This is a genomic window from Rhodobacter capsulatus, from assembly GCF_005144475.1.
Classification (GTDB): domain Bacteria; phylum Pseudomonadota; class Alphaproteobacteria; order Rhodobacterales; family Rhodobacteraceae; genus Rhodobacter; species Rhodobacter capsulatus_C.
Genome location: NZ_SWJZ01000034.1, coordinates 25026 through 31110, shown reverse-complemented (window position 1 = coordinate 31110; position 6085 = coordinate 25026). Strand labels below are relative to the sequence as shown.

The following is a 6085-nucleotide window of genomic DNA, read 5'->3' as shown; positions in this document are numbered from 1 at the left end:
GGGCAGCGCCCCCCGGCCTGCTTACAGTTTCGACAGTTTCGACTGCAACTCGGCCAATTGCTTCTTGATCGCGTCAAGTTCGTCGCGGCCGCCCGTGCCCTCGGCGCCGCCCGCCTCGGGCGTCGTGCCGACCGTCGCGCCCCAACCCGCCAACATCGTCTTCAGGAACGCCTCCTGCTGCCGCTGCAGCGCCTCGAAACCGGGCACCGGCGGGAAGGTGGTGAAATTCTCCATCATCTTCGACTGGCCCTCGCGCAGCATCTCGAAGCTCGCGGCCAGGAATTGCGGCACCACCGATTGCGCCTGCGTCGTGTAGCTGCGCACCAGATCGGTCAGCACATCCACCGGCAGCACGTTCTCGCCCCGGCTTTCATGTTCCGCGATGATCTGCAGCAGATATTGCCGCGTCAGGTCGTCGCCCGATTTCAGATCGACGATCTGCACCTCGCGCCCCTGCCGGATGAAGGAGGCGATATCCTCGAGCGTGACGTAATCGCTCGTCTCGGTGTTATAAAGCCGCCGGCTCGCATACCGCTTGATCAGCAAGGGTTTCGCCTCTTCGGCCATGGTCTCTCCTCCCCGTGGTTCTTATTGGCGCTGCAGCAATGTTTAGGCTGCGCCGCGGCAAAAGCAACAAAAGAAAAGGGCGCACCGAAGTGCGCCCATGGTCAACCCGGCAGGGAGGAGGAAACCGGGCCGATCCCGATCACTTCGCCGCGACGGTCTTTTTCGCGGCGGCGGTGACTTCGTCGGTCGCCTTCTTCACGGCCGCGGTGGTTTCCTCGGTCATTTCCTTGCCCGCGGCCAGCATCAGCTCGACCGTGTCCATCTGCACCTTCTTCGCCACTTCGGCAAAGGCGGCCAGGTTTTCGGTGGCCATCTCGACCGAGGCCGAGGCGAAATCGCTCATCACCTTGGCGTAATCGGCCGGTTCGGCTTTCGAGGCGGTCAGCGCGCCGACCTTGGCCAGCGAGTCCTTGGCCCATTTCGCCGAGATGTCGGTCGATTTTTCCGCCGCGTCGATGGCGACCTTGGCCATCTTTTCGGTCAGCACGGTCTGCGCCTTGAACGCGTCCTGCATCTTCGACATGTCCATCGGCATCGAGGCCATCATGTCCTGCATCATCTTGGTGAAGTCCTGGGTCTTGGCCATTTCAGTCGCTCCGGTCAGAGGGCCCATCGAGGCGGCGGGGCCCGTTCGCTTGACTCAGATATAAATGCTGCAGTGCAGCATTGCAAGTGAAATTTTCTGCGCCGCAGCGCGATATTCGCGCCCAGGTTGATCTGCATCATGGAGAATCAGCTTTGAAAAGGGGGCCGGAGCCCCCTCTCCGCGCCCTGCGCGCCTAAAGCACCACAACTTCCGCGACATAGGTTCCGGGCGCCGGGGCGAGCGGCGGATGCGCCGCATCGCCCGGCGCGCGCGCGGGGACCTTCTTGCCCGAATGCCCGGCCAGCCATTCCCCCCAGCGCGGCCACCAGCTGCCCCGGGTATAAGTTGCCGCCGCCTTCCAGGCCTGATGATCCGCGATCGGCGCCTCGGAGGTGTAATGACCGTATTTGTCCTTCGTCGGCGGGTTGACGATCCCGGCGATATGGCCCGATTCCGACAGGATGAAGGTCTTGTCCTGCGAGCCCATCTGCGCCACGCCGTTGAAGCTGACGATCCAGGGCGCGATATGGTCGGTCTCGCAGGCGATGGCGCAGAGCGGCACCTTGACCCCCGAGACATGCAGCCGCTCCCCCATCAGCTCGAAGCCCTCGGTGGTGAAGGCATCGGCCTGACAGAGCCCGCGCAGATATTCGATCGCCATCTTGCCCGGCAGGTTGGTGCTGTCGCCGTTCCAGAACAGCAGATCAAAGGCGGGCGGCGATTCGCCCATCATGTAGCTGCGGATCGCGGGCTGATAGATCAGGTCATTCGCCCGCAAATAGGAAAAGGTCCGCGTCATGTAATAGCTCGACAGCACGCCATCCGTCCGCACCTGCCGCTCGATCCCGTCGACGAAATCATCCTGCAGGAAGGGGGTGAATTCGCCCTGATCGGAAAAGTCGGTCAGCGTGGTGAAGAAGGTCGCCGACTTGATCGACTTGTCCTTGCGCTTTTCCAGCAGCGACAGGACAAGGCTCAGCGTCGTGCCCGCGATGCAATAGCCGACCGCGTTCACCTGCTTCTCGCCGGTGATCGCCTTCACTTCCTCGATCGCCGCCAGATAGCCGTCGCGGACGTAATCCTCCATCCCCACATCGGCATAGGACCGGTCCGGGTTCTTCCAGCTGATCACGAACAGCGTGAAACCCTGATCGACGATCCAGCGGATCAGGCTGTTTTGCGGCTTCATATCCAGAATGTAGAACTTGTTGATCCAGGGCGGAAAGATGATCAGCGGGGTCTTGTGCACCTCGGGGGTGGTGGGCTCGTATTGAATGATCTCCATCAGCCGGTTGCGCCAGACCACCTGCCCCTTGGCGGTGCCGATGTTGTGCCCGACGCTGAAGGCGTTCTTGTCCGACAGCGTGACCACCAGATCGCCGCGGTTCGACTCGATGTCGCGGACCAGGTTTTCCAGCCCCCGCACCAGGCTTTCGCCCTCGGTCGCCACCGCCTTTTCCAGCGCATCCGGGTTCGTCGCCAGAAAATTCGTCGGCGCCATCATGTCGATGATCTGCTTGGCAAACATCTCCAGCCGGCGGCGGTCGACCGGATCGAGCCCCTCGATCTTCGACAGCGCCTCCTCGATCGAGGTCGAGGCGATCAGATATTGCTGCTTGATGAAATTGAAATAGGGATGGCTGTCCCACAGCGGGTTGGAAAAGCGGCGGTCCTTCGGCCCCGGATCGGCGGGCGGCTTGAAGGTGCCCTGCGCGAAAGCGTGGGTGGCGTCGATGTAATGCGTCATCGCCTGCGACCAATAGCTGACCTGCGCCTCGAAGATCTTCGCCGGATTGGCCGTCATCTCCCGAAGCAGCGCGGTCGAGGAGGCGACGTAAAGATCGAGCCCCGGCCCCTCCAAAGCCGGATTCGGCGCGCGCTTTTGTGCAAAGGCCTCAACCATGCGTTGTGTAAGTGTCTCAATGCGCGCCAGATTGTCCCGCATTTGCTGCGATGCAGCAGATTCGACCTTTTCAGGCGTTGTCATAACGAAATTTCCTCCCTATCCTTTATGATGAAACATAACGTCCGCTTGCACGGGAACAAGCGACGATTGTGCGGTTTCTTGGGGAGTGCCGATGAAGGGCATGATGAGCTACGACCTGATGGAAACCATCAGGAACACCAATGAATGGATGGGCGCGTCGGCCCGAGCCATGGCCTCCTATCCGGTCTGGGGGCTGACACCGCATCCGATGTTCAAGCTGATGTCCGCCTGGGGCCGGGTCACCGAGCGCAGCTTTGCGCGCATGGTGATCAAGCCCGACTGGGGCATCCGCTCGATCCCGGCCGCCGATGGCAAGGACCACCTGATCGAGATCGAGACGCTGATCGACAAGCCCTTCGGCGCGCTGATCCACTTCAAGGTCCAGGGCCGGGCGCCGATGCCGCGGCGTATCCTTCTGGTTGCACCGATGTCGGGCCATTATGCGACGCTCTTGCGCTCGACCGTGGCCAGTCTGCTGCCCGATGCCGACGTTTACGTGACGGATTGGCACAATGCGCGGGACATTCCGGTCAGCGCGGGCAAGTTCGACATCGAGGATTACACGCTCTACCTCGTCGAGTTCATGCGCCTGCTGGGCCCCGACATCAACGTGATCGCCGTCTGTCAGCCCGCGCCGCTGACGCTGGCCGCGACCGCCTATCTGGCCGAGGAAGAACCCGACGCGCAGCCGCGCACGCTGACGCTGATCGGCGGGCCGATCGACCCCGATGCCGCCGCGACCGAGGTGACCGATTTCGGCCGCCGCGTCACCATGGGGCAGCTCGAACACATGGTGATCCAGCGTGTCGGCTTCAAATACAAGGGCGCCGGGCGGCTGGTCTATCCGGGGCTGATGCAGCTTGCCTCGTTCATCTCGATGAACATGGACAAGCACACCAAGGCGTTTTCCGACAAGATCCTGATGGAATCGAAGGGCGAAGGCTCGGAACACGACCATCACAACATCTTCTACGATGAATATCTGGCGGTGATGGACATGACCGCGGAATTCTACCTCTCGACGGTCGAGCGGATCTTCAAGGGCCTTGAGATCGCGCAGAACCGCTTCGAGGTCGAGGGCAAGCGCGTCGATATCGGCAAGATCACCCGCGTCGCGGTGAAGACGGTCGAGGGCGCGAATGACGACATTTCCGCCCCCGGGCAATGCGTGGCGGCGCTGCGGCTGTGCACCGGCCTGCCCGAGGAGAAGAAGGCGCAGCATGTCGAGCCCGGCGCGGGCCATTACGGCATCTTCGCGGGCTCGTCCTGGCGCAACAACATCCGGCCGCTGGTGCTGGATTTCATCGACGCGAATGCGGGCGATGCGAAATCGAAGGTGACCGCGATCCGCGCGGTCTGACCCGTCCTTCCCTGCCGCAAAGACCCAGACGCGCGCCCCCGGGCGCGCGTTTTCGTTTCACCGCCCCTGCCCCGGCACCGGCACCAGCACCGCGCAGACATGAAAAAACCCGGCCGAAGCCGGGTTTCAGGTCTTTGCTGTGGCGCGGCTCAGTTCAGCCGGGTTTCCACTTCGGCGATCGAGGCGTCGATCATGCCCGACTTGTCGGCCGCCGACATCTGGTTCGCCAGAACTTCGGCCGCGGCGGCAACAGCCACCTGCACGGCCCGGTCCTTGACGTCCTTCAGCGCAGCGGCTTCCGCCGAGGCGATCCGGTCTTCGGCCCCCTTCAGGCGGCGCGCGATGGCCTCCTTCAGGTCGGCCTTGGCCTGATCGGCCGCCAGTTGCGCGTCGCGCTTGGCGGCGACGACGATCTGGTCGGCCTGACCCTGCACGTCACGCGCCTTGCGCTCGTAGCTCGCCAGGATCTTCTGCGCCTCGTCGCGCAGCGCCTTGGCCTCGTCCAGATCCGCCTTGATGCCCTTGGCACGCTTGTCGAGCATGCCCAGCAACATCGAGGGAACCTTGAACTTGATCAGCACGCCAAGGAAGATGAGGAAAGCGACGAGGATCACGAAATGCGCGTTGCGCAGCGAGACGAACGGGCCTTCGGAAGCGAAAGCCGGGTTCGCCGCCAGAGCAACGAGCAGGAACGTCAGTTTCTTCATCGCCTTACCCCTTCACCCGCTGGCCCACGGCCGCGTTCACCGCGCCCATGTCTGCCTTGCCGCCCAGCGCCGTGACGATGGCCGTGGCGGTTTCGGTGGCGACGATCTGCACCGCCTCCAGCGCACCCGCGCGGATCTCGGCGATCTTCACCTCGGACTGCGCGACCCGGGCCGCGATATCCGCATCGGCTTTCGCCGTGGCGGCATCGAGGTCCTTCTGGATCGCCGCACGGGCTTCGGCGATGATCTTTTGCGCCTGCGTCCGGGCATCGGCGAGCGCCTTGGCATAGGCCGCTTCCGCGTCCTTGGCCTTCAGCTTGTACTGTTCCGCCGCCGCAAGATCACCGGTGATGGTGCCCGCACGATCGGCCAGAATCCCGGCGATGCGCGGAATCGCGATGTTCTTGAGCAGCCAGTAGATGGCGCCCAGAGCCAACAGCAGCCAGAAGATCTGGTTCGGGAAGGTCGAGAAGTCGAGCTGCGGCATCCCGCCCTTTTCCGCAGCCTCGGCAGCGTGTCCGGCGACAGCAGCAGCGGCCTCGACCGCGTGTGTTTCGTTTGCCATGTCGTCCCCCTGGACCCTTCAGTTACCGGGTGGGTGCGAACACCCACCCGACCGCAAGGTTGGTCAGCAGGGATCAGACGGCGAACATCAGCAGAAGCGCGACGAGGAACGAGAAGATCCCCAGCGCTTCGGCGAACGCGATACCGATGAACATGGTGGCGGTTTGCGACGCCGCCGCCGACGGGTTGCGCAGCGCGCCCGAGATGAAGTTGCCGACAACGTGGCCCACACCGACGGCGGCGCCGCCCATGCCGGTGCACGCGAGACCAGCACCGATGTAGGCACCCATTTGAACGATATCGCCTTCCATGAT

The 6085-nt window shown here is 63.2% G+C and carries 7 protein-coding genes; 1 reads left to right on the top strand and 6 read right to left on the bottom strand.

Annotated features, from left to right (window positions below; all coding sequences use genetic code 11):
• Positions 1-21: 21 nt before the first annotated feature.
• The 3 genes from phaR to phaC all read right to left on the bottom strand — a co-directional run bounded on the left by phaR (position 22) and on the right by phaC (position 3140).
• Positions 22-567: a polyhydroxyalkanoate synthesis repressor PhaR gene (gene phaR, locus FBT96_RS09730; protein WP_136906126.1), complete on the bottom strand. Its 546-nt coding sequence runs from the start codon at positions 565-567 to the stop codon at positions 22-24.
• A 139-nt stretch (positions 568-706) separates the two neighbouring features.
• Positions 707-1153, bottom strand: coding sequence for a Phasin (locus FBT96_RS09725; protein WP_136906124.1), 447 nt, complete (start codon positions 1151-1153; stop codon positions 707-709).
• Between the two features lie 193 nt (positions 1154-1346).
• Positions 1347-3140 (bottom strand): class I poly(R)-hydroxyalkanoic acid synthase, encoded by a 1794-nt coding sequence (gene phaC / locus FBT96_RS09720; protein WP_136906122.1) that lies wholly within the window; start codon positions 3138-3140, stop codon positions 1347-1349.
• A 91-nt stretch (positions 3141-3231) separates the two neighbouring features.
• Between phaC and phaZ the strand changes: the two genes are divergently transcribed.
• Positions 3232-4500: a polyhydroxyalkanoate depolymerase gene (phaZ, locus tag FBT96_RS09715; RefSeq protein WP_136906120.1), complete on the top strand. Its 1269-nt coding sequence runs from the start codon at positions 3232-3234 to the stop codon at positions 4498-4500.
• A 149-nt stretch (positions 4501-4649) separates the two neighbouring features.
• Here the strand turns inward: phaZ and FBT96_RS09710 are convergent, their stop codons facing one another.
• The 3 genes from FBT96_RS09710 to FBT96_RS09700 all read right to left on the bottom strand — a co-directional run bounded on the left by FBT96_RS09710 (position 4650) and on the right by FBT96_RS09700 (position 6082).
• Positions 4650-5207 carry a F0F1 ATP synthase subunit B gene (locus FBT96_RS09710; RefSeq protein ID WP_136906118.1) on the bottom strand — a complete coding sequence of 186 codons (558 nt, stop codon included), beginning with the start codon at positions 5205-5207 and terminating at the stop codon, positions 4650-4652.
• Between the two features lie 4 nt (positions 5208-5211).
• Positions 5212-5772: a F0F1 ATP synthase subunit B' gene (locus FBT96_RS09705; protein ID WP_136906115.1), complete on the bottom strand. Its 561-nt coding sequence runs from the start codon at positions 5770-5772 to the stop codon at positions 5212-5214.
• 73 nt (positions 5773-5845) lie between these two features.
• The gene (locus tag FBT96_RS09700; protein ID WP_013066486.1) at positions 5846-6082 is read right to left on the bottom strand and encodes a F0F1 ATP synthase subunit C; all 237 of its coding nucleotides are present in this window, start codon (positions 6080-6082) and stop codon (positions 5846-5848) included.
• Positions 6083-6085 lie beyond the last annotated feature (3 nt).

What these genes read in the sequence shown, in the direction of transcription:
- phaR (WP_136906126.1), bottom strand. Translation starts at nt 567, where the DNA reads ATGGCCGAAGAGGCGAAACCCTTGCTGATCAAGCGGTATGCGAGCCGG.
- FBT96_RS09725 (WP_136906124.1), bottom strand. Translation starts at nt 1,153, where the DNA reads ATGGCCAAGACCCAGGACTTCACCAAGATGATGCAGGACATGATGGCC.
- phaC (WP_136906122.1), bottom strand. Translation starts at nt 3,140, where the DNA reads ATGACAACGCCTGAAAAGGTCGAATCTGCTGCATCGCAGCAAATGCGG.
- phaZ (WP_136906120.1), top strand. Translation starts at nt 3,232, where the DNA reads ATGAAGGGCATGATGAGCTACGACCTGATGGAAACCATCAGGAACACC.
- FBT96_RS09710 (WP_136906118.1), bottom strand. Translation starts at nt 5,207, where the DNA reads ATGAAGAAACTGACGTTCCTGCTCGTTGCTCTGGCGGCGAACCCGGCT.
- FBT96_RS09705 (WP_136906115.1), bottom strand. Translation starts at nt 5,772, where the DNA reads ATGGCAAACGAAACACACGCGGTCGAGGCCGCTGCTGCTGTCGCCGGA.
- FBT96_RS09700 (WP_013066486.1), bottom strand. Translation starts at nt 6,082, where the DNA reads ATGGAAGGCGATATCGTTCAAATGGGTGCCTACATCGGTGCTGGTCTC.